The 22,489-nt window shown below is 60.4% G+C and carries 13 protein-coding genes; 11 read left to right on the top strand and 2 right to left on the bottom strand.

Annotation, left to right across the window (positions count from 1 at the left end):
* Nucleotides 1-206: 206 nt before the first annotated feature.
* From rbr to B5F28_RS09925, 6 genes are all read left to right on the top strand, one after another.
* On the top strand, nt 207-866 hold the full coding sequence (gene rbr, locus B5F28_RS09950) for a rubrerythrin (protein WP_087295743.1): 660 nt from the start codon (nt 207-209) through the stop codon (nt 864-866).
* A gap of 413 nt (nt 867-1,279) precedes the next feature.
* Complete coding sequence (gene ileS, locus B5F28_RS09945) at nt 1,280-4,399, top strand: isoleucine--tRNA ligase (protein ID WP_087295742.1); 3,120 nt, start codon at nt 1,280-1,282, stop codon at nt 4,397-4,399.
* Nucleotides 4,400-4,528: 129 nt separating this feature from the next.
* Nucleotides 4,529-5,671: an anaerobic sulfatase maturase gene (locus B5F28_RS09940; RefSeq protein ID WP_247643464.1), complete on the top strand. Its 1,143-nt coding sequence runs from the start codon at nt 4,529-4,531 to the stop codon at nt 5,669-5,671.
* A 333-nt stretch (nt 5,672-6,004) separates the two neighbouring features.
* Nucleotides 6,005-11,575, top strand: coding sequence for a fibronectin type III domain-containing protein (locus B5F28_RS09935; protein WP_087295741.1), 5,571 nt, complete (start codon nt 6,005-6,007; stop codon nt 11,573-11,575).
* Nucleotides 11,576-11,621: 46 nt separating this feature from the next.
* The gene (locus B5F28_RS09930; protein ID WP_087295740.1) at nt 11,622-12,626 is read left to right on the top strand and encodes a hypothetical protein; all 1,005 of its coding nucleotides are present in this window, start codon (nt 11,622-11,624) and stop codon (nt 12,624-12,626) included.
* Nucleotides 12,627-12,809: 183 nt separating this feature from the next.
* A complete protein-coding gene (locus B5F28_RS09925; protein WP_087295739.1) occupies nt 12,810-13,796 on the top strand; it encodes a nucleoid-associated protein in 987 nt (328 codons plus the stop codon).
* A gap of 51 nt (nt 13,797-13,847) precedes the next feature.
* Here the strand turns inward: B5F28_RS09925 and B5F28_RS09920 are convergent, their stop codons facing one another.
* A complete protein-coding gene (locus B5F28_RS09920; protein ID WP_087295738.1) occupies nt 13,848-14,462 on the bottom strand; it encodes a thymidine kinase in 615 nt (204 codons plus the stop codon).
* Nucleotides 14,463-14,563: 101 nt separating this feature from the next.
* Nucleotides 14,564-15,202 (bottom strand): redox-sensing transcriptional repressor Rex, encoded by a 639-nt coding sequence (locus B5F28_RS09915; RefSeq protein WP_087295737.1) that lies wholly within the window; start codon nt 15,200-15,202, stop codon nt 14,564-14,566.
* Between the two features lie 284 nt (nt 15,203-15,486).
* On the opposite strand from B5F28_RS09915, the gene B5F28_RS09910 reads away from it, so the two are divergent.
* From B5F28_RS09910 to B5F28_RS09890, 5 genes are all read left to right on the top strand, one after another.
* Nucleotides 15,487-16,236, top strand: coding sequence for a ClpP family protease (locus tag B5F28_RS09910; protein ID WP_087295736.1), 750 nt, complete (start codon nt 15,487-15,489; stop codon nt 16,234-16,236).
* 134 nt (nt 16,237-16,370) lie between these two features.
* Nucleotides 16,371-19,058: a DNA translocase FtsK gene (locus tag B5F28_RS09905; RefSeq protein ID WP_087295735.1), complete on the top strand. Its 2,688-nt coding sequence runs from the start codon at nt 16,371-16,373 to the stop codon at nt 19,056-19,058.
* A 162-nt stretch (nt 19,059-19,220) separates the two neighbouring features.
* Nucleotides 19,221-21,176 carry a YgiQ family radical SAM protein gene (locus B5F28_RS09900; protein WP_087295734.1) on the top strand — a complete coding sequence of 652 codons (1,956 nt, stop codon included), beginning with the start codon at nt 19,221-19,223 and terminating at the stop codon, nt 21,174-21,176.
* A 3-nt stretch (nt 21,177-21,179) separates the two neighbouring features.
* Entirely contained in the window at nt 21,180-22,190 is a 1,011-nt protein-coding gene (locus B5F28_RS09895; protein WP_087295733.1) for a ComEC/Rec2 family competence protein, read from the top strand.
* 18 nt (nt 22,191-22,208) lie between these two features.
* Nucleotides 22,209-22,451 (top strand): DUF3006 domain-containing protein, encoded by a 243-nt coding sequence (locus B5F28_RS09890; RefSeq protein ID WP_087295732.1) that lies wholly within the window; start codon nt 22,209-22,211, stop codon nt 22,449-22,451.
* Nucleotides 22,452-22,489 lie beyond the last annotated feature (38 nt).

Raw genomic sequence — 22,489 nt, 5'->3', positions numbered from 1 at the left:
GTTCTGCTGCGGGGGCTTTTTTGTGCCTGAAAAAATAAATGAGAAAAATTACTATTTAGGGGTTGACAGCATAAATAGGAAATGTTATCATTAAGCCACGGAAACGAAACCCACCAACAAAATATTGAAAGAATCAAGCGGCAGCACCGCATGAGCCGTCAGGCGATGCTTGCCAAAATCATGAAAGAAATATGGAGGAAATGACAATGGAAAAATGGCGTTGCACTGTATGTGGTTATATTCATGAAGGCCCCCTGCCTGAGGACTTTACCTGCCCCCGCTGCCGCAAGCCCGCTTCGGTGTTTGAGAAGATCGAGGAGCCCAAGTCTGGCAGCCGCTATGCCGGCACCAAGACCGAGCAGAACCTGCGCGAGGCCTTTGCCGGTGAGAGCCAGGCCCGCGGCAAGTACACTTACTTTGCCCAGGTAGCCCAGCGCGAGGGCTACGAGCAGCTGGCCGAGGTCTTCCGCAAGACCGCCCGCAATGAGCAGGAGCATGCCCGCCTGTGGTTCGAGGCCCTGGGCGGCCTGGGCACCACCGCCGACAATCTGCTGGCCGCTGCCGAGGGTGAGAACTACGAGTGGACCGACATGTACGACCGCTTCGCCAAGGACGCCGAAGAGGAAGGCTTCCCCGAGCTGGCCGAGAAGTTCCGCAAGGTGGCTGCCATCGAGAAGAGCCACGAGGAGCGCTACCGCCGTCTGCTGAAGAACGTGGAGATGCAGCAGGTGTTCGAGAAGGGCGAACTGACCATGTGGGAGTGCCGTGTGTGCGGCCATCTGGTCATGGGCAAGAAGGCCCCTGAGGTATGCCCGGTCTGCGGCTACGCCCAGAGCTTCTTCGAGATGCGCTGCGAGAATTACTAAATAAACCGCAAAGGCCGGAGCAATCATTGCTCCGGCCTTGACTTTTGCCGCCGCATATGATATAAGTGTAACTGTTAACAAAGACACAGAGAACAGCTGTGATGGAGACAGTAAGCCCGGTGTGAACGACCAAGCGAGCGGGGGAGGGTGTGAGCCCCGCACCAGTAGCACCCCGCCGAAGATCACTCCGGAGCTGCGGGCTGAACTTGCAGTAGGCGCCGCCGGCATCCCTCCGTTAAGGGGAGCGTGTATGATGGTACACAGCAAAAAGGTGGTACAACGAAAGCGCAAAGCCTTCGCCCTGTTTGCAGGGGCGAAGGCTTTTTCTGTTGTTTTTGTATGGGCTTTCTGAAATAGGAAATGCACCGCTTTCCGACCCAAAGGGCGGAAAAACAAGGAGGACGAGATTTAAGATGTACGAGAAAGTAAACCCGAATCTCAATTTCGTTGACCGCGAGAAGGACGTGCTCAAGTTCTGGAAGGAACGTCACATCTTTGAGAAGAGCATCGATTCCCGCAAGGAAGGGCCGACCTACATGTTCTACGACGGCCCCCCCACGGCCAACGGCAAGCCCCACATCGGCCATGTGGAGACCCGCGTGATCAAGGATATGATCCCCCGTTACCGTGCCATGAAGGGCTATCAGGTGCCCCGCAAGGCCGGCTGGGATACCCACGGCCTGCCCGTTGAGCTGGAAGTGGAGAAGCTGCTGGGTCTGGACGGCAAGGAGCAGATCGAAGAGTATGGTCTGGAGCCCTTCATTGAGAAGTGCAAGGAGAGCGTCTGGAAATACAAGGGCATGTGGGAGGATTTCTCCGGCACCGTCGGCTTCTGGGCCGATATGGATGACCCCTACGTAACCTACGACAACACCTTCATCGAGTCCGAGTGGTGGGCGCTGAAGCAGATCTGGGAAAAGGGCCTGCTGTACAAGGGCTTCAAGATCGTGCCCTACTGCCCCCGCTGCGGAACCCCCCTGTCCAGCCATGAGGTTGCCCAGGGCTATAAGGATGTGAAGGAGCGCAGCGCCATTGCCAAGTTCAAGGCCAAGGGCGAGGACGCCTACATCCTGGCCTGGACCACCACCCCCTGGACCCTGCCCTCCAACGTGGCTCTGTGTGTGAACCCGGTGGAGACCTATGTGAAGGTCAAGATGAACGAGGACGGCACCGTGTACTACATTGCCCAGGCTCTGGCCGATACCGTGCTGGGCGAGGGCAGCTACACCGTGCTGGAGAGCTACCAGGGCAAGGACCTGGAGTACAAGGAGTACGAGCCCCTGTTCGACTTCGTTTCTCCCAAGGAGAAGTGCTGGTATGTGACCTGCGACAGCTACGTCACCCTGACCGACGGTACCGGCATTGTTCACATCGCTCCCGCCTTCGGTGAGGACGACTCCAACGTGGGCCGCAAGTACGGCCTGCCCTTCGTGCAGCTGGTGGACGCCAAGGGCTGCATGACCAAGGAGACCAAGTGGGCCGGCATGTTCTGCAAGACCGCCGACAAGGAAGTGCTGATCGACCTGGAGACCCGCGGCCTGCTGTTCAGCGCCCCCGTCTTCGAGCACAGCTATCCCCATTGCTGGCGCTGCGACACCCCGCTGATCTACTACGCAAGAGACTCCTGGTTCATCAAGATGACCGCGGTAAAGGACGACCTGATCCGCAACAACAACACCGTAAACTGGGTACCCGCCTCTCTGGGCAAGGGCCGCTTCGGCGACTGGCTGGAGAATGTGCAGGATTGGGGCATCAGCCGCAACCGCTACTGGGGCACCCCGCTGAACATCTGGGAATGCGAGTGCGGCTGCCGTCACTCCATCGGCAGCATCGAGGAGCTGAAGAAGATGTCTCCCAACTGCCCGGAGAACATCGAGCTGCACCGCCCCTACATCGACGCGGTGACCATCACCTGCCCGGACTGCGGCAAGCAGATGAAGCGCGTGCCGGAAGTGATCGACTGCTGGTTCGACTCCGGCTCCATGCCCTTCGCCCAGTACCACTATCCGTTTGAGAACAAGGAGATGTTCGAGAGCCGCTTCCCGGCCGACTTCATCTCCGAGGCCGTGGACCAGACCCGCGGCTGGTTCTACTCCCTGATGGCCATTTCCACCCTGCTGTTCAACAAGGCTCCCTTCAAGAACGTTGTGGTCATGGGCCACGTGCAGGATGAGAACGGCCAGAAGATGTCCAAGTCCAAGGGCAACGCGGTCGATCCTTTCGACGCTCTGGCCACCTACGGCGCCGATGCCATCCGCTGGTACTTCTACACCGCGGGCGCACCCTGGCTGCCCAAGCGCTTCTCCGGCAAGGCCGTGCAGGAGGGCCAGCGCAAGTTCATGGGTACCCTGTGGAACACCTACGCCTTCTTTATCCTGTACGCCAACATCGACAACTTCGATCCCACCAAGTACACCCTGGAGAAGGACAAGCTGAGCGTCATGGACCGCTGGATTCTGTCCAAGATGAACACCATGGTCAAGACCGTGGATGCCGAGCTGAACCAGTATGCCATCCCTGAGGCCGCCCGCGTTCTGCAGGAGTTCGTGGACGATCTGTCCAACTGGTACGTGCGCCGCAGCCGTGAGCGCTTCTGGGCCAAGGGCATGGAGCAGGATAAGATCAACGCCTACATGACCCTGTACACCGCTCTGGAGACCGTTTGCAAGGCGGCTGCTCCCATGATCCCCTTCATGGCCGAGAGCATCTACCAGAACCTGGTGCGCAGCGTGAACGAGTCTGCCCCCGAAAGCGTGCATCTGTGCGACTTCCCCGTGGTGGACGAGAGCTTTGTGGACGCCGATCTGGAGCGCGACATGGAGCTGGTGCTGGATATCGTTGTGCTGGGCCGCTCCGCCCGCAACGGCGCCAACCGCAAGAACCGCCAGCCTCTGGCCGAGATGTTCGTGAAGGCCGACGAAAAGCTGGGCGAGTACTATGTGGAGATCATCGAGGACGAGCTGAACGTGAAGAAGGTCACCTTCACCGACGACATGTCCATGTTCACCAACTACACCTTCAAGCCTCAGCTGAAGACCCTGGGACCCAAGTACGGCAAGCAGCTGGGTGAGATCCGCAATCTGCTGGCAAACCTGAACGGCTCCGCCGCAAAGAAGGAGCTGGACGAGACCGGCACTCTGACCCTGACCCTCTCCACCGGCGAAATCAAGCTGGGCGAGGAGGACCTGCTCATCGAGATGACCCGCAGCGAGCGGTACTTCTCGGTGGAGGATACCAAGGTTACCGTTGCGCTGGACACCGAGCTCACCCCCGAGCTGGTGGAGGAAGGCTTTGTGCGCGAGCTGGTCAGCAAGCTGCAGACCATGCGTAAGGAAGCGGGCTTCAATGTGGAGGACCACATCACCGCTTACGCTATGGGCAACGACAAGATCACCGCTCTGATGGAGGCCAACAAGGACTCCATTGCCTCCGACGTTCTGGCGGACGCTGTGGTTACCAGCAGCACCGACGGTTACGTGAAGGAGTGGGATGTGAACGGCGAGACCGTCACCCTGGGTGTGAAGAAGGTTTAAGCTTTCTGCCCGCATCTCCTATATAAATAAGGAAAAGCCCGTCGCTTTGGAATTGGTCCGAAGCGGCGGGCTTTTTTGCCCGGCAGCTTGCGCCGGATTTTGCCGGTGGAGTATAATAGAAAGCAATGAATGGAAAGCGAGGAACCGCCCATGCCCCCGATTACTGTAATGCTGAAGCCCGCCTCCGGTTTGTGCAATATGCGCTGCCGCTACTGCTTTTACGCGGATGAGATGGCCCACCGTACCACCGAAAGCTACGGCATCATGCAGCAGGATACGCTGGAAGCCATCATAAAACGGGTGCTGGCCTTTGCTGAGGGCAGCTGCAGCTTTATGTATCAGGGCGGCGAGCCCACCCTGGCGGGCCTTTCCTTTTTTGAAAAGGCACTGGAGCTGCAGAAAAAGTGGAACGTGAACCGGGTGACCATCGCAAACAGCCTGCAGACCAACGGCTACGCCATTAATGAGGAATGGGCGGAATTTTTTGCCCGTAATCATTTTCTGGTGGGTATCTCGCTGGACGGCCCCAAGGACATCCACGATGCCAACCGGGTGGACGCGCAGGGAAAGGGGACCTACAACCGGGTGATGCACGCCATTCAGCTGCTGCAAAAGCACAAGGTGGAGTTCAACATCCTGACGGTGGTTACCCGCCAGGCAGCCCGCAGCACCGGTAAGATCTACGGCTTTTTTCAGCGCAACGGGTTTGCCTATCAGCAATACATTCCCTGCCTGGACCCCTGGGAGGAGGGAACGCAGACGCCCTACTCCCTCACGGCGAAGGACTTTGAGCAGCATCTGAAGCTGCTGTTCGACCAGTGGTACCAGCAGGCGGTGCGGGGCGAGCTGCAATACAATCGCTACTTCTTCAACCTGCTGGCCATTCTGAACGGTCAGATGCCCGAGGCCTGCGAGATGCGCGGGGTATGCGGGCGGCAGTTCGTGGTGGAGGCGGACGGCAGCGTCTACCCCTGTGACTTTTATATGATGGACGAGTATCGCCTGGGCAATTTTGTGACCGACGATTTCGAGACCATCGAGCGCCGCCGCCAGGAGCTGGCCTTTGTGGAGACCTCCGCCCGCATCAAGGAGAGCTGCAAGGGCTGCAAATGGTTTGCTCTGTGCAGGGGCGGATGCCGCCGCAACTGGGAGCCGGTCACAGGGCCCGATCCCCGCAATGTATTCTGCTCCGCCTACCAGGAATTCCTGGAATATTCGTTCCCCAGATTGCAGCAGCTGAGCCGCATGCTGCAGGGGAGAAGATTCGGTTAAAGAAGACCGGCTTTTTGCCTTCGGGTGAAAAGTCGGTCTTTTTGTTCAAAGATACAAGGCGCCTTGGTTTTGTGACTTTTTTGGCGAGGGGTCATCGGTTTAAAATCTACCGACTTTGTGGAAATTATGCCGGATATTCACCTGGAAATTCAAGGTTTTGTTGCAAAAAGCTGAAAAAATGTTTTGGTAACGATTTTAGAATTAAAAATATTGAAAAAGTTTTTTGTGACTGATATAATAGTGCCTGCTGAGAGAACCAGGCTCCTTCGGGAGCTGGGGATGAGCATAGATAATCTATGGAGAAATTCCAACGAAAGGATGAGCAATCGAACCATGAAATCGATCATTGCCTATCTGCTGGCGTTCACCATGATGGCTACCGTTGCGACCCAGGCGTTCCTGCCTGCCGTGGCAGCTGTGGACGCTGCGAGCAGCGTATCGGTGGTGCAGGTGCAGACCGAGCCCGAAGGGGAAAGCGACGCAGCTGCCAGCCAGCAGCCGGACGAGACCGATATTTCGTCTGCCGTGACCAGTGAAGCGTCTTCTCAGGAGGCTGCTTCCAGTGAGAGTGCTTCCAGTGAAGCCGCCTCTGAGGAGACCGCTTCCAGCGAGTCTGTTGCCAGTGAAGCAGCTTCTGAGGAGAGCGTCTCCAGTGAAGCGGCTTCTGAGGAAATCGCTTCCGAAGAGGCGACCTCCGCTGAAGTTGTTTCCGACGAGCTTCTTTCCGAAGAAGAGGAGCTGATGGATCAGGAGGAGCTGGACGAGGTGGAGGAGCCCGTTGAGGCCGCTCCCCAGGCCAGCGTGACCGCTTCCATCCATGCGGCAATGCTCATGAGCCGCGATGTGACCTTCACCATGACCCTGTACCGGGATGGTGAGCATGTGGCCCAGAGCAGCACTACGCTGTCCAATAATGCTGAGACCGAGGCTGCTCCCGCACAGGTGAGCGTGGAGGGCCTGGAAGCCGGAAGCTATCAGGTTGTGATCTCCGCACCCGGCTTTGCGGATTACACCCAGTCTCTGGAAGTGGGCCGGAACATGCGCAATGAGCTGACCCTGCACACCAGCGAGCTGGCCGGTTTCGAGAATACCGCTCATCCCGGCGTGCTGCGTGTGGGTGATGCCAACCGTGACGGCGCGCTGAGTGACGCCGATGCGGATGCCATCGTGGACGCCATCCAGAATGGCGGCGAGAATGTGCTGGCCGACCTGGACGGCAGCGGCGAAGTGGATCTGGGTGATCTGCAGCTGCTGGCCGCCAACCTGAACAAGGGCGATGTGCTTTCCACCGTGCAGGCCCGCCTGGCCGACAATGTGGCCAAGCCTCAGGTGGATAACAGCATCGTTGAGGTCAAGCAGGGCAGCCTGGAGGATCTGGTCAATGACGGCGCCAGCGTGACCCTGGAAAATGTGAGCGGTGCCATTGATGCATCGAATGCCATTGCGGTGGACTTCGATTTTGCCAGCAGCGACGAGAACGTTGCGCCGGAAGAGCTGCCCCAGATGGACGGTATGACCATCCAGACTCCTGTTGCAAGCGACGGTACCATCACCGATGGCTTTGTTACCGTTGAGTATGTGAAGGAGGACGGCAGCACCGACTCTCTTAAAATTAACATCAGCGAACAGCAGAGCGGCGTGGTTGCGCTGTTCAGCCTGTTTACTACCTCTGCACGTACCGCCCGCGCGGCGGACGGCACTCTGGAGATCAACTTCGGCAAGCAGGTCGCGGTGAAAAAGATCACCCTGACCATCACCGCCACCCAGAGCAACAAGCTGGCCGAGATCTCCAAGGTGGAGTTCCTGAACGGCATGGAGAACCGCATCCCTGAGCCGGAGCTGGATATCCCCACCGGCCTGAGCGCGAGCGCTTCCGACAAGGCATTCCTGCTCACCTGGAAGCCCGCCCAGAACGTGACCGCTTACGAGGTCAAGATCACCGGTCCCGTGAAGAATTCCACCGGCAATGTGACCGCGACCATCCGCACCAATGCCAACCAGCTGCTGGTGGACGGCCTGAACGGCGGCAAGCTGATCAACGGCAAGGAATACACCGTGCAGGTACAGTCCCTGAACGGTGAATGGTCCAGCGGCTACTGCGAGCCCATCACCGTAAAGCCGGTGGTGGAGAAAATGCCTGCTGCTCCCGATAACCTGGAGGCTTCCGGCGGTTTCCGTTCCATCAGCCTGCACTGGAAGGACATGGACGATACCGACAGCTACACCGTGCTGTACCGCAAGAAGAGCGATGCAAACGCGGAATACACTGTGGCGGCCAAGAACATCACTGCCAACAGCTACAAGATCGACAATCTGGAAGAGAACGTGGAGTATGAGGTCACCGTGTACGGTACCAACGAGCTGGGCGACGGTCCCAACGCCATTCCGGCGCTGGCCAAGACCCTGAGCCTGCAGCCGGCCTGGATGCCCTCCTACAAGCTGATCAATACCTCCAACGGTGCAGGTCAGCTCACCGCTCACATCCAGAGCGTGACCACCATGCGAGGCACCAATATGATGGTGAACAGCCCGCTGGATGCGGCTAGTACCAACAGCGGCCTGGGCGTGGTGGATGGCGATCAGTCCTCCTACTACTACATCGGCGACTGGGATGACGGCGTGATTTACGGTAACACCGACAACCGCGGTCTGCGCATCACCTTCGACGGTGTTTATGAGATGGGGGCCATGGCGCTGGCCGAGCCGGAGAACGGTGCCATCAACAGTATCCGTGTGTGGTATCGTGACCAGGAGACCGGTTCCCTGAAGGAAGTTACCGGCCTGCGCACCAATTCCCGTACCGATGAAAACGGTCGGCGTCATATCTACATCGACTTCGGCACCAAGATCACCACGGATCAGATTCAGATCTGCACCAACACCGGCTGGACTCGTGCCATGAAGATCGGTGAGCTGCGTTTCTACGCATACGACGGCATCTATCAGGACATCATGGCCCTGTATGCAGACGATTACCACACCACCCTGCGGGAGGATGTGGACCAGAGCGTGATCGACGCCCTGTACACCCGTCTGAACACCCCTGATCCTGCCTGCAATGAGCTGCATCCCAACTACACCCAGCTCAAGCGTGAGCTGGAAACTGCAGCCGACCTGCTGGCCAACAACAGCACCCTGCGCCCCGTGCAGCACATCAAGGCCATGGGCGCCAACGTGAGCGGCTATGCGGACGGCAGCCTGGGCTTCACCGGTCTGAACCCCTGGCAGCCCCTGGGCGTGACCGCCGCTGCCGGTGAGGAGATCACCATCTACGTGGGTAACCCGGATCTGCAGAGCGGCACCAACACCGATCTGTATCTGGTGGCTACCCAGTACAACGCCGAGTCCGGCAACTTCATGAAGCAGATCGGCCGGCTGAAGGTGGGCGAGAACACCTTTACCATCCCTGCCATCGTGAGCAAGGACTTCGAGCGCGGCGGCTCCCTGTATGTGTACTACGCTGCCGGCAATCAGACCAGTAAGTACGGTGTGCGCGTGGCGGGCGGCACCACCATCCCCATGCTGGATCTGTACGGCATTAAGGATGAGGTCCAGCGCCTGGCTCTGACCGAACAGTACGTGGAGGAGCTGGAGACCTATGTGGCCGGTCTGGAGGAGCTGCACGAGCAGCTGCATGCCGGCAGCAGCAATGCCAACGTAAACTACGAGTACAACGAAGAGGAGTGCATCCTGGGCGCAACCGAGCTGATGGGCGACCACATGCTGTTCTCCCTGTCCGCTCAGCAGGTGCTGGCGGGTCTGGGCAGCGGCACCACCGCCGAGAAGGCCCAGCGCCTGAACGACTCTCTGCTGGCCATGGATCAGACCATGGAGCTGTTCTACCAGCACAAGGGCCTGACCGAAACTGCGGCTGATCCCATCAACCGCGTGCCCAGCCAGCATCTGAACATCCGTTACATGCGCATGTTCGCCGGCGCCTTCATGTATGCGGCCGGCAACCACATCGGCATCGGCTGGGGCTCCGTGCCCGGCATGGCGCAGGGCGTGCCCCTGCAGGCCGACGAGAAGGGTGCTTATCTGGCCGGCGACCTGTTCGGCTGGGGTATCGGTCACGAGATCGGTCACGACATCAACCAGTCCAGCTATGTCATCGCTGAGGTGACCAACAACTACTTTGCGCAGCTGGCTACCTACGGCACCAGCGGCGTGCGTTTCAGCTACGATGCTGTGTACGACAAGGTGACCAGCGGCACCATCGGCCGCGCCAGCGATGTGTTCCTGCAGCTGGCCATGTACTGGCAGCTGCGTCTGGCCTACGACAACTACTATCCCTACAAGACCTTCAGCACCGAGCAGGATGTCTTCAACAACCTGTTCTTTGCCCGGGTGGATACCTACTCCCGTACTCCCTCCAAGGCGCCCGCTCCCGGCGGTGTTGCCCTGACGCTGAACGGCGGTTCCGAGCAGAACATCATCCGGCTGGCCAGTGCGGCCGCCCAGAAGGATCTGAGCGAGTTCTTCCTGCGCTGGGGTCTGGTGGCGGATGAGGAGACCACCCGTTACGTAAGTCAGTTCGAGGCTGAGACCCGTGCGATCTACTATGTGAACGACTCGGCTCAGAGCTACCGCATTCAGAATCCCAACGGCCAGAGCCTGAAGGATCAGAGTGTGCTCAGCACTGCTGATGTGACCCTGACCAAGGGCACCGGCAGCAATGGCCTGGCTCAGAACCAGGTCAGCCTGACCATCGCACCGGCAAGTGCTTCTTCCAGCCTGCTGGGCTACGAGATCAACCGCATCTCCATCTCCGGCGGTCAGGAAAACAAAGAGACCGTTGGCTTTGTGCTGGCGGGCGAGAATGGCGCGGCCAGCTTCACCGATACGGTAAGCACCATCAACAACCGTGCCTTCACCTATCAGATCGTTCCCGTGGATCAGTACCTGGATTACGCCCAGGCGGTTTCCATGGAGACCATCAAGATCAATCACGACGGCAGCCAGGACAAGAGCGACTGGACCGTTACCACCAACATGACCTCCGAGCAGGATACTGAGGTGGATCACGACGAGCAGGACCCGGATGCCGGCTTTGATCCCGGTGCCCATGACCATGCCACCGTGAAGTCCGCCATTGGTCTGGCCTTCGACGACAACCTGAGCACCACCTACACCGGTGCGACTCAGGGCGAGGATGCCATGATCCAGGTAGCCTTTGGCAAGGAGCTGGATGTGACCGGCTTCAAGTTTACTCTCATGAGCGGTGCAGGCCAGGTTCCTGCCGGCAAGCTGGTACTGCAGCTGGAGGAAAACGGTCAGTGGGTGGATGTACCCGTGAGCGTACAGAGCCTGGAAAGCACCGGCTCCACCACCGTGTATGCGGTGAACGATGAGGGCTGGATTCGCACCAGCGGTGCCACCGGTCTGCGCCTGACCTTCCAGGACGCGCAGAGCGTGAGCATCACCGAGCTGGATGTGCTGGGCCCCACCGGCGACAACGTGGAGATGCTGCAGGACGGCATCGGCATCCTGGCTGAGGACTACATCTACGACCAGGGCCTCTACGAGAAGAGCGAGCATACCGACGGCTTCATTCCGGCCGGTTCCGTAATCTTCGTGGGCGAATACAAGGGCAACCCGGCCTACAACGCCGTGATCGTTTACGATCAGGACGGCAAGATCGTGGGCTACGGCGACAACGGCGAGGGCAGTGCCGAGCAGATCATCCTGGCTCCGGTTCCGGATAAGGGCGATCTGGGCAACACCTCCGACGGTCGCTGGGTTTACTGGATCAGCCCCGACGCGGTTCTGCCTGAAAAGGTGCGGGTGGAGCTCTACCGTGTGGACGATGCTCTGACCAACCAGGGTCAGCGTCTGGTCAGTGACTCCCTGTGGGTCGAGGTACCCGCAGAGCTGCCCCAGATCACGATCACCGGGGACAACTAAGAATTGACGATGGCCCGTATCGGGGCCAAGCATAAAGGAGTAAGACATGAACAAAAAAATCATAGGCCTGATCGGGGCTGCGGTTTTGGTCATGGCGCTGCCCCTGCAGGGGCTGGCGGCCGCGGATGCGGCCGCCAACCTGCAGTCTGTTGAGGGAGGCGCCAAGGTCTCTCTGGACCTGCAGCACACCGGTGCGGGCGAGGGCGTGAACGCCCTGCAGATGAGCTTTACGCTGAGCCCTGTGGTCGGTTCGCTGGACAAGGCCGATGTGAGCTTTGTCTTTGACGAGGATCTGCCGGGCACCGTAAAAACCTATCGCTACAATCAGAACACCAATGTTCTGACCGTATATGTGGCCGGCGCCAACGGTGCGCTGTTTGAAAACGACAAGGCCGACCTGGGTTCCATCCAGGTAGAGGCGGCGAAGGGCGAGTATCTGGAGGTGTCCATCACCACCGGCCTGCCCAACCAGGAAGAGGGCTCCAGTGCCGAGATGGTCAGCGGTCTGACCCTGCTTCGGGCCAGCTCCTCCGCACAGAAGCTGACTATGCAGGCGGAGACCCTGGCTGTGAATGTGGGCGAGCTGTCGCCTGCTCCGGAACCCACTCAGCAGCCTGAGGCAACCGAACCCCCCGAGGCAACACAGCAGCCCCAGGCGACTGAGCAGCCTCAGGCGACCGAGAAGCCTGAGGCCACCCAGAAGCCCTCTGGCGGCAGCACGAGCGGCAGCCAGAACGGTTCCACCCAGAACAACAACGCGGCAGCTACCGCCCAGCCGGGCACTGCTGCTTCCAGCAAGGCTCCCGGTGCCTCTGCTTCCCAGAGCGCGGTGAGCGAGGCTGCTTCCGAGGAGAGCCAGGCTCAGAGCGAGTCCGCCTCCAGCGAGGCTGAGAGCCAGGCAGCGGAAAGCGAGAGCCAGGCCCAGAGCCAGAGCACCGCTTCCCAGACCCAGAAGTCCAAGGTGAGCGTACTGCCTGTGGTGATTGGTGTGGCCGTGGTGGCCGCTGCCGCTGTGGCCGGCGTCGTGATCTGGCGTCGCGGCCGCGATTGATTTCTTTCCTTTCCGTTTCCTTCTCAATTTTCTCCATAAAGCAAGCAGAAAAAGCCGCCCGGATTGATTCCGGGCGGCTTTTACCTGTTGGAGAAAAGGGGAAAGAGGAAAAAGCGCCCCTACCCAAACAGCGGCTTTTCCGCTATAATAAACAGGAACCTCAAGCGAAAGGAACGGATCTTCATGGAATTACAGATCTTTAAGGCCATCGTACACGTGCTGGATTCCAGCGGCGGTGCACCGGTATTTTCCGACCGGCTGCTGGAGCTGGACGGCGACACTGCCGACTATCTGGCTGCCCACCTGGAAAAGGCCTATTACAACGATGCGGTGAAAAACTGCAGCTTTCTGCCGGAAGCCACCTTCCCGTCGCTGCTGCTGGACAATCAGGACTTTGTGCAGTGTTCCAAGCAGGTGGCGGACGAATTCTTTCAGGTGATGCGCACCAGCCCGGCCATTCCCAATGCGGACCTGATTGTGATTTACTGCTCCATCAACGGGCACGAGAGCATCGCCATTCTGAAGATGAACTACAAGGCGGCCTATGCCCACTATTATCAGCAGGTGGAGGGCCAGCACTACAACGCCCTGATCAAGCAGCGCACCCTGCTGCCCGCCGCCGGTTCCAAGCCGGATGAGTCGGTGATCGTGGATATGACCGATGGCTCCATCAAGCTGGTGGAGAAAAAATACGAGGTGGACGGGGCGAAGATTTTCTATCTGTCCGAGCGCATTCTGCGCAGCACTCAGGCCCAGCCCGAGCGGGCCAAGCTGCAGACGGTGCAGACCGCCGCAGCCCAGGCGGTGCGCCAGAGCTACGAGGACAACCAGAAAAGCGACAGTGAGATCGCAGCCATCCTCTGCGAGGAGGCGGTGGCTGGTGACGGCAGTCTGGAGGTCCAGCGAGTGAAGGAGCGGCTGGAGGAGCAGTTCCCGCTGGCGGTGGAGTCCTTCACCCAGGAGCTGGAGCAGGCGAATCTGCCGCTGGAGGAAACCGTATCGGTTCCGCCCGCCCGCATCAAGCGAATGGAATATCAGTCCATCAAGACCGAGAGCGGCATCGAGATGAAGATCCCCACCAGCCTTCTGCGTGGCGACAACGACTATGTGGAGTTCGTCAACGAGCCGGACGGCACCATCTCGCTGCTGGTCAAGGGCGTTGTGCTGTAAATTGCCACAAAAAGAAAACTCCCGAAAGGCGCACAGGCTTTCGGGAGTTTTTCAAACTGTGATGCGGGGGTGACGGCGGTAGAAGTCATCCCGCGCCTTGAAATAGCACTGGGCACACAGGCTTACATATTCCACTTCGCCGCCCTCGTCGATGACAACCTGATCGCCTTCAAACACGAATTCGCCGTTCACCTTGCGGCCGTTGCAGGTGGCCTTGCGGCCGCAGAAGCAGATGGTCTTCATCTCTTCCACCGCATGGGCCAGCTCCAGCAGGCGGGTGGAGCCGGGGAAGCCTCTCAGGGAAAAATCCGTGCGCAGGCCGTAGGCAATCACCGGGATATTCAGCTCCACGGTGATGCGCAGCAGCTGCTCCACCTGCTCAGGGGTGAAGAACTGGCTCTCATCGGTGAGAATGCAGGCCGGGGCGGGGGCGCGGGTCAGCAGATCCCGCACCAGGTCCAGAATGTCCAGCTTGGGGGTCACGGCAATGTCTACCAGCCGGGTCACACCCAGTCGGCTGACCAGCTTGTCGCCGCCCTTGGTATCCACGCTGGGCTTCATCACCAGCACCCGCATGCCGCGCTCCTCGTAATTATAGGCCACCTGCATCAGGGCCGTGCTTTTGCCGCTGTTCATGGCGCCGTAGCGAAAATACAATTTTGCCATAGTGTTGCATAAACCTCTTTATACGGCGAAGAAGACGCTCATTCGCCAAAAGTCAGCCCGGCTGCGCTTTCACGCAGCCGGGCTGCTGTTGTTTGATGGATTCAGTCGTTCCGCAGCCGATAGCCCAGGCTCATCAGGCTGTCGCCCAGATGGGCATTCTCCACCGTCACATTGGGGTAGGGAATGGAAAGATCGTAGTGACTGAAGTTCCAGAAGCCCCGGATGCCCAGGTCCACCAGTCGGCCGGAAAGCTCCTTTGCGCCCTCACGGGGCAGGCAGAGCACCGCCACCTGAGGATTGTGGGCGGCACAGAAGGACTCCAGCTCATCAATGTGATGGATGGGAATGCCGTCCAGATCCTGGCCCACCAGCTCCTGCTGCACATCGAATACAGCCAGCAGATGGTAGCCGTTGGTATCGGTGGTCAGAAAACGGGAGACCGCCCGGCCCAGACGGCCGGCACCGATCAGAATGGTGGGCAGCTTTTCGCCCTCGCCAAACAGCAGGCGACCGATCTCGTGCAGCAGTACCTCCACATTATAGCCGATTCCCTGCTGGCCAAAACCGCCAAAGCAGTTAAAGTCCTGGCGTACCTGACTGGCAGTGGTGCCCATCATGCGGGCCAGTTCACTGGAAGATACCTTTACCACACCGTTTCTCTGCATCTGGCTGATGTAGCGGTAATATTTGGGCAGCCGTTTGATTACCGGCAGAGATACCTTTCCTTGAGAATGGTTCATATTATCATCACCGTCTTTTGAAAATGATTTAAAGCAACGGGCGGGTACGTGGCCTGCCCTGTGCAGAAGCGAGCAAAAGGCGAAAACAGGCCTTTTGCAGGAATATCCATACTTTATAATACTGGATTCACAAAGGCTTGTCAAACCAATTGCAGGGCGGAAGGCCGTCTGTGTGGGCATAAAGACAAAAAATTCGTGCAAACTGATAGAAAAAACAAAAGGCAACGCCGCCCGATTTACGGGAAACACCGCGGGCGGCGTTGCCAAAAGGAGCGAAGAGACCAATGCCGAACAATGATACTCCGCGGCCCACCGATGCCCAGGTGGAGCAGGAAAAGCTGGAACAGGATTTTATGATGGACACCGGCTCGGTGATCCGCACCAAGGGCCGTCATGCCATCCATTGCCTCACGGTGATCGGTCTGATCGAGGGCCACGTGAGTGCCGGACAGGAGCAGAAGGTGACCCGCTACGAGCATGTGATCCCACAGCTGGTGGCCATTGAGGAGGACCCGGAGATCGAGGGTCTGCTGGTGATTTTGAATACCGTAGGCGGCGACGTGGAGGCAGGCCTTGCCCTGGCTGAGCTGATCAGCGGGGTGACCAAGCCCAGCGCCACCCTGGTGCTGGGCGGCGGGCATTCCATCGGCATCCCGCTGGCGGTCAGCGCCAAGCACAGCTTTATTGTGCCCACTGCCACCATGACCATTCACCCGGTGCGCCATTCCGGGCTGGTATTGGGGGTGCCCCAGACCATGCGCTATTTCGAGCAGATGCAGGAGCGCATCACCGGCTTTGTGCAAAGCCATTCCCACATCAGCGAAGAGCGTTTTCTGGAGCTGATGATGCACACCGGCGAACTGGTGATGGATGTGGGGACCGTGCTGGGCGGTGAGCAGGCGGTGGCCGAGGGCCTGATCGACGAGCTGGGCGGTCTGGGCGACGCGCTTGCCTACCTGTACCGCCAGATCGAACGGAATCGAACCGGCACAAAGAATGAGGAAAGCCGGAGCAGAGAGGAAACTGTCCGATAAATTGGGTTTTAAAACCTATGGTTTTATGATACAATAGATAAGTTCCGAAAAAATTCCCGCGCCGGGTGCGCGGCGCCCCCGGAAAACCAAATGGTCCGGGGGCTGGAAATACATAAACGAGGGAAAGAAAGCGTATGGCACAAAAGAAGAAACCCGCCGCAAAAAGCGGCGCGAAAACCACCCGCTCCCGCTCACGGCGCAGCCAGCCGGATGTGGCCCAGAGCTGGAGCATTCTGCTGTTCTGCCTGGGCGTTGTGATCATTGCCATGTCTCTGGTGGCCGGGCAGTCGGTCTGGGCCATGCTGCGCGGCGTGCTGTTCGGCGTGTTCGGGGTGTGTACCTATCTGCTGGGGCCGGTGCTGCTCTACATTGCGGTGCTGGTGGCGCTGGGGCGGCCCATCTGGTCCCGCTGCGCCAAGTCCCTGCTGCTGATGATGCTGATCTGCGGCACGGCAGTGGTGTTCTCCAAAATCGACCTGGTGGGCCTGAGCTTCGGCAAGGCCACCGCGGCGTTATACGCCAACGGTCAGGGTATGCTGGGCGGTGGCCTGTTGGGCGGCATCATCGGCGGCACCCTGCTGGCCTTGTGCGGGCATCCGGCGGCGAATATCCTGCTGGTCATCATGCTCATCGCCATGGTCATGTGGTACCTGGGCGTAACTCCGGGTGATCTGTGGCAGATCGCGGAGGACTATCTGGGCGACTGGAAGGCTGACCGGGATGCTGCCCGTCAGCAGCGCGAGGCCTGGGAGGAGGAGCAGCTGCGCCGGGAACCCGAGCGCCGCGCCGCCGCCCAGGAGCGGGCCGCTGCCCGCCAGCAAAAGCAGGAGGCCTTTGCCCAGCGGTTCCGGCGCAAGCCCCAGGTGGATATTGATCTGGGGCCGGACCCGGTGGTCACCACCGAAACCGATCCCCAGCCGGAGGAGCCGCTGGTGGGCCCCGGCGGTACCTTTGGCATGTATCCTCCCATGGACCGGTCCGAGCCGGAGGAGCACAGCGAATTCGAGACCGAGATTCCCATGGACGAGCCTCAGCAGGACCCGGATGTGGGCTTCGAGCCCTATCCCAGCAGCAGCCCGGACTATGCCTGGGAGATGCGGTTCGATCAGGCGCCGGAGCCCTCCGACGCGGACGAGCCGCCCTTCCAGCTGGACCAGCCGATCCCGCTGGAGCCGGAGCAGCCCAATGTCGGTGTCACCGAGCTGGACAGTCTCATCCACAAGGCCATGGAGCCCAGCCAGACCATGGGCAATTCCTACGGCGAGCCGCTGCGTCCGCTGAACCCGGCGGCCGCCCCGGCGGAAACCGCCCTTGCACAGCCTGTGGAACAGCCGGCTGCCTATTGCTATCCGCCGCTGGACCTGTTCCAGGTGATGGAGTCGGCGGAGGACCCGGGCGTGGAGGCGGAGCTGAAAAAGAACGCCGAGCTGCTGGTGAGCACGCTGGAAAGCTTCGGCGTAAAGACCCGCGTGCTGGACATCTGCCGCGGCCCCTCGGTCACCCGGTATGAGCTGCAGCCCCTGGCGGGCGTGAAGATCAGCCGAATCACCGGTCTGGCCGATGATATCGCTCTGAACCTGGCGGCGGCCGGCGTGCGCATCGAGGCCCCCATCCCCGGCAAGCCTGCCGTGGGCGTGGAGGTACCTAACCGGAAATCCAGCCCGGTGGGCATCCGTGGCATCTTTGAATCCCAGGCCTACACCCGCAGCGCCTCGCCCCTGACCCTTGCCCTGGGCAAGGACATTGCGGGCAACGCCCAGGTGGCGGACCTGTGCAAGATGCCCCACCTGCTGATCGCCGGTTCCACCGGCAGCGGTAAGTCGGTGTGCGTGAACAGCATTATCATCAGCTTTTTGTATCGCTCCAGCCCCGAGGATGTGAAGCTCATCCTCATCGACCCCAAGGTGGTGGAGCTGGCAGAGTACAACGGCATTCCCCACCTGCTGATGCCGGTGGTCACCGAGCCGCGCAAGGCGGCGGGCGCGCTGGGCAGCGCCGTGGCCGAGATGGAGCGCCGCTACCATCTGTTCGCAGAGAACAACGTGCGTGACATCAAGAGCTTTAACCGGCTGGCGGCTGAGACCGAGGGTCTGGAAAAGCTGCCCTACATTGCCATTATCATCGACGAGCTGGCCGACCTGATGATGGTGGCCGGCAAAGAGGTGGAGGACTACATCTGCCGCATTGCCCAGAAGGCCCGTGCCGCGGGCATGCACCTGATCGTGGCCACCCAGCGCCCCAGTGTGGATGTCATCACCGGCCTGATCAAGGCCAATATCCCCAGCCGGATTGCCTTTGCGGTGTCCAGTCAGGTGGACAGCCGCACCATTCTGGACGCGGGCGGCGCGGAGAAGCTGCTGGGCATGGGCGACATGCTGTTCATGCCGGTGGGCGCCTCCAAGCCTCTGCGCATCCAGGGCACTTATGTGAAGGACGAGGAGATCAGCGCCGTGCTGGACTTCATCAAGAAGGACAATACCTCCCAGTACGATGAGAAGATGATCGAGGAGATGGAGAAGCACGCGGTGCCGGAGAAGGCCTCCGGCGGCGACGGCGACGACGAGGACGACGGCCACGACCCCATGCTGGAACAGGCAGTGGAGGTGGTCATCGACGCCGGTCAGGCCTCCACCAGCCTGCTGCAGCGCAAGTGCAAGCTGGGCTATGCCCGCGCGGCCCGTATCATGGACGATATGGAGCAGCTGGGCGTGATCGGTCCCTACCAGGGCGCCAAGCCCCGGGAGGTGCTCATCACCCGGCAGCAGTGGATCGAGCGGTCCATGCGGGCGGACAACACCCCTTTGCCGGACGAGATCCCCTGAACCTGTGCCGTGCCCTTGTGCGCGGCGGGCAGGATTTGTTACAATGGAATCAAGGTAGATGCTCGTGCCCCCGGCAGACCAGCGGCCTGCCGGGGGCGCGTGTGATATTGCATGGACAGGCGCGGCCGCAAGGACACGCGCAGCAAAGAAAGGAGACCCTTTATGCAGCAGGGCACACAGTTTTTGCCCATCAGCAAAGAGGATATGCGCCAGCGCGGCTGGGACGAGCTGGACTTCGTTCTGGTCATGGGCGACGCTTATGTGGACCATCCCAGCTTCGGCCCGGCCATCATCGGCCGCATTCTGGAGGCCGAGGGCTACCGGGTGGGCGTGATCAGCCAGCCAGACTACACCAGCTGCGAAAGCTTCAAAGTGTTGGGCAAGCCCCGCTACGGCTTTTTCATCGGCGGCGGCAACGTGGACAGCATGGTGGCCCATTACTCGGTGGCCAAGGTGCGCCGCAAGGTGGACGAGTACACCCCCGGCGGCGTGGCGGGCAAGCGCCCGGACCGCAGTGCCACCGTTTACACCCAGCTGGCCAAGCAGGCTTATCCGGACCTGCCGGTGATTCTGGGCGGCCTGGAGGCCAGCCTGCGCCGCTTCGCCCATTACGACTACTGGATGGATACCGTGCTGCCCAGCATTGCGGAGACCTCCGGTGCGGATATCATCAGCTTCGGTATGGGCGAGCACCAGACGGTGGAGATCGCCCGGCGGCTGGCGGCAGGGGAGAAGGCCAGCGAGATCCGGGATGTGGCGGGCACCTGCTACATGACCGACTTCTCCCATCTGCCCGCCAAGTATCTGGAATGTGCGGGCTTCAACAAGGTGAGCACCGACAAGGTGGCCTACGCCAAGGCCTGCCGCATCCAGATGGACAATCAGGATTCCGTCACCGGCCAGATCATCGTGCAGAAGCAGGAGAGCGGCTATCTGGTGCAGAATCCGCCTGCAAAGCCCCTTACCCGCCGGGAGCTGGACCGGGTGGCGGCGCTGCCCTACACCCGCACCTGGCACCCCAGCTACGATGTGGTGGGCGGTGTGCCTGCCATCGAGGAGGTGGAATTCTCCATCATCCACAACCGTGGCTGCTACGGGGGCTGCAACTTCTGTGCCATCACCCTGCATCAGGGGCGGCGGGTTACCAGCCGCAGTGTGGACAGCGTGGTGGAGGAGGGTGAGCTGCTCACCAAACAGCCCGGCTTCAAGGGCTACATCCACGATGTTGGCGGCCCCACCGCCAACTTCCGGCTGCCCAGCTGTGCCAAGCAGATGACCGAAGGCATGTGTCAGGGCGGCAAAAAGTGCCTGGCTCCCGGCCCCTGCCCGCACCTGATCATCGACCATACCGAATACCTGAACATGCTGCGCCGCCTGCGGGCCCTGCCCGGGGTGAAAAAGGTGTTCATCCGCAGCGGCATCCGCTACGATTACCTGACCTGGGACAAGGACGAGACCTTCTTCAAGGAGCTGGTGGAGCATCACGTTTCCGGTCAGCTGAAGGTGGCCCCCGAGCACTGCGCCCCCAACACTCTCAAATACATGGGCAAGCCGCCGGTGGAGGTGTTCAACAAATTCTCCAAGCGGTTCTATGAGCTGACCAAGAAGGTGGGCAAGAAGCAGTATCTGGTGCCCTACCTGATGAGCAGCCACCCGGGCAGTACGTTGGAGGACGCGGTCTATCTGGCCGAGTATCTGTACAAGCATAACATCCGCCCCGAGCAGGTGCAGGACTTCTACCCCACACCGGGCACCGTGTCCACCTGCATGTTCTACACCGGTCTGGACCCCTACACCCTCAAGCCGGTGTTCGTGGAAAAATCCCCTGAGGACAAGGCGCTGCAGCGGGCTCTGCTGCAGTATTACGAACCCCGCAACGCGGAAAAGGTGGTCAAGGCGCTGCATAAGACCCACCGGGAGGACCTGATCCCCCTGCTGGTGCCCGGCTACAAGCCCAAGGCCAGCACCCAGGCACGTCCGGTCACCGGCCGCAAATCCGCCCAGAACGCCAAGGCGGCGGGCCGTCCGGTACAGGGCCGGTTCGTTCCCAACCACGGCAAGGGCGGCGGCAAAAACTCCGGCCGGCCCACCTTCGCCCCCAAGACCAAGCGGAAGTAAGCCATGGCAAAACGACGGAAACGGCGCACGCGGCGCAAAAAATATCCCATTCGCATCACACCCTCCCAGGGGCTGGTCTTTCTGCTCACCGCCTTCTGCCTGGTCATCGGCCTCCGGCTGGGGCTGGGCGGCCAGAGCGGAGAGGGCGGATTCACCTGGCAGGATTTTTACGACAGACTGCAGGTGAACACCCTGCCCCAGGGGCTGGAACAGGTCCCGGCGGAGGGCCAGGCGGTGCACTTCATCGACGTGGGCCAGGCGGATGCCACCCTCTTACAGAGCGGGCAGGAATACTGCTTGGTGGATGCGGGCGAGGCCTCCAGCGAGGAGGCGCTACTGGCTTATCTGGACGGAATGGGCATCACCCGTTTAAAGCTTCTGGTGATGACCCATCCCCACGCGGACCACATCGGCAGCATGAAGGCAGTGCTGGAGCATGTGCAGGTGGAGCAGGTGCTTCTGCCGGACTTTGACAAGGCACCCTATCCCACTACCCGCACCTTCGAGCGGGTGATGGATACCATTGAGGAACAGAACATCCCCACCGTGACCGCCGAGCCGGGGCAGGAGTTCACGATTGGCGCGGCCACCCTGTCGGTGCTGGCAAACGGCGTGGAGACCGACAATTACAACAATCTGTCCCAGGTGCTGTTTTTCAGCGCTCCGGGCCTGCGGGTGATGCTCACCGGCGACGGTGAGACCGAGGTGGAACAGGATGCTCTGGCCCACTGTGAGCTGCCTCAGACAGATGTGTTCAAGGCGGCCCATCACGGCTCCAGCACCTCCAACACGCTGGCGTTTCTGCAGGCGATCCGGCCCCAATATGTGGTGGTCAGCTGCGGAAAGGACAACAGCTACGGCCATCCCCATGAGGAGGCAATGCAGAATTACACCATGGTGGGCGCGCAGGTGCTGCGCACCGATCAGGACGGCAGTGTGGTCATTGCGGCCACCGAAAGCGGTCTGCAGTGCTACATGGCATCCGGCGGCCAGCAGGCGGACAGCGCGGCCTGAGAAAGGAAGAATGCGGTAATGAGCGAGCTTTATATCCTGGACCGGTGGGAAGGGGACACGGCGGTGATCGAGGTCACCGACGAGATGGATTGCACCCACTGGCAGCAGGCAAATCGAAGCGAGCTGCCCACGGATGCCAGGGAGGGCGATGTGCTCCTCCTGAGCGGGCAGATCTGGCAGGTGGACCGGGAGGCCACCGCCTCCCGGCGGGAAAAGCTGGCCCGGCGGCTGGCCCGGCTGAAAAACCGGGGGAATCCCTGAACGCAATAAAAAGAAGGCGGCGGCGCACGCGGAAGATG

It is taken from the genome of Gemmiger sp. An194 (assembly GCF_002160145.1).
Taxonomy (GTDB): domain Bacteria; phylum Bacillota; class Clostridia; order Oscillospirales; family Ruminococcaceae; genus Allofournierella.
This window is presented reverse-complemented; position numbering and strand designations above follow the sequence as displayed.